This is a genomic window from Curtobacterium sp. NPDC098951 (assembly GCF_044759965.1).
GTDB lineage: Bacteria > Actinomycetota > Actinomycetes > Actinomycetales > Microbacteriaceae > Curtobacterium.
On record NZ_JBIWAG010000013.1, the window covers coordinates 1 to 1,751 of the forward strand.

The 1,751-nt window shown below is 50.1% G+C and carries 4 tRNA genes and 2 other annotated features (1 of these 6 running past the window's edge); all 4 genes read left to right on the forward strand.

Annotated features, from left to right (window positions below):
- Position 1: 1 nt before the first annotated feature.
- The 4 genes from ACIQUC_RS17830 to ACIQUC_RS17845 all read left to right on the forward strand — a co-directional run bounded on the left by ACIQUC_RS17830 (position 2) and on the right by ACIQUC_RS17845 (position 369).
- A tRNA-Leu gene (locus ACIQUC_RS17830) sits at positions 2-90 on the forward strand.
- Between the two features lie 12 nt (positions 91-102).
- Positions 103-179, forward strand: a tRNA-Arg gene (locus ACIQUC_RS17835).
- A gap of 26 nt (positions 180-205) precedes the next feature.
- Positions 206-279: transfer RNA gene (locus tag ACIQUC_RS17840), tRNA-Pro, on the forward strand.
- A gap of 14 nt (positions 280-293) precedes the next feature.
- Positions 294-369: transfer RNA gene (locus tag ACIQUC_RS17845), tRNA-Ala, on the forward strand.
- 125 nt (positions 370-494) lie between these two features.
- Positions 495-1,377, forward strand: a sequence feature (16S ribosomal RNA rRNA prediction is too short).
- A gap of 60 nt (positions 1,378-1,437) precedes the next feature.
- Positions 1,438-1,751 (forward strand) — a sequence feature (most likely nonfunctional fraction of RNA operon); it runs 2,949 nt beyond the window's last position.

Consider the following 1,751-nt stretch of genomic DNA (forward strand, 5'->3'; position numbering starts at 1 on the left):
TGCCGGGGTGGCGGAACTGGCAGACGCACAGGACTTAAAATCCTGCGGTGAGAGATCACCGTACCGGTTCGATTCCGGTCCTCGGCACCATCTTTTTACATTGCGCCCGTAGCTCAACTGGATAGAGCGTTTGACTACGGATCAAGAGGTTATGGGTTCGACTCCTATCGGGCGCGCCATTTTATGTATCGATTTAATTTACATACGGGAAGTAGCTCAGCTTGGTAGAGCACTTGGTTTGGGACCAAGGGGTCGCAGGTTCGAATCCTGTCTTCCCGACTTCTTTTGATATTGGGGGCTTAGCTCAGCTGGGAGAGCGCCTGCTTTGCACGCAGGAGGTCAGCGGTTCGATCCCGCTAGTCTCCACCATTTAATTATTAATGAACATTGAAAACTGAATGACAATATGTCAACGTTAATTCCAATAAACAGTAACGAAACGTTACAAACTATTTAGTATTTATGAGCTAATCAAACATCATAATTTTTATGGAGAGTTTGATCCTGGCTCAGGATGAACGCTGGCGGCGTGCCTAATACATGCAAGTCGAGCGAACAGACGAGGAGCTTGCTCCTCTGACGTTAGCGGCGGACGGGTGAGTAACACGTGGATAACCTACCTATAAGACTGGGATAACTTCGGGAAACCGGAGCTAATACCGGATAATATATTGAACCGCATGGTTCAATAGTGAAAGACGGTTTTGCTGTCACTTATAGATGGATCCGCGCCGCATTAGCTAGTTGGTAAGGTAACGGCTTACCAAGGCAACGATGCGTAGCCGACCTGAGAGGGTGATCGGCCACACTGGAACTGAGACACGGTCCAGACTCCTACGGGAGGCAGCAGTAGGGAATCTTCCGCAATGGGCGAAAGCCTGACGGAGCAACGCCGCGTGAGTGATGAAGGTCTTCGGATCGTAAAACTCTGTTATTAGGGAAGAACAAATGTGTAAGTAACTATGCACGTCTTGACGGTACCTAATCAGAAAGCCACGGCTAACTACGTGCCAGCAGCCGCGGTAATACGTAGGTGGCAAGCGTTATCCGGAATTATTGGGCGTAAAGCGCGCGTAGGCGGTTTTTTAAGTCTGATGTGAAAGCCCACGGCTCAACCGTGGAGGGTCATTGGAAACTGGAAAACTTGAGTGCAGAAGAGGAAAGTGGAATTCCATGTGTAGCGGTGAAATGCGCAGAGATATGGAGGAACACCAGTGGCGAAGGCGACTTTCTGGTCTGTAACTGACGCTGATGTGCGAAAGCGTGGGGATCAAACAGGATTAGATACCCTGGTAGTCCACGCCGTAAACGATGAGTGCTAAGTGTTAGGGGGTTTCCGCCCCTTAGTGCTGCAGCTAACGCATTAAGCACTCCGCCTGGGGAGTACGACCGCAAGGTTGAAACTCAAAGGAATTGACGGGGACCCGCACAAGCGGTGGAGCATGTGGTTTAATTCGAAGCAACGCGAAGAACCTTACCAAATCTTGACATCCTCTGACCCCTCTAGAGATAGAGTTTTCCCCTTCGGGGGACAGAGTGACAGGTGGTGCATGGTTGTCGTCAGCTCGTGTCGTGAGATGTTGGGTTAAGTCCCGCAACGAGCGCAACCCTTAAGCTTAGTTGCCATCATTAAGTTGGGCACTCTAAGTTGACTGCCGGTGACAAACCGGAGGAAGGTGGGGATGACGTCAAATCATCATGCCCCTTATGATTTGGGCTACACACGTGCTACAATGGACAATACAAAGGGC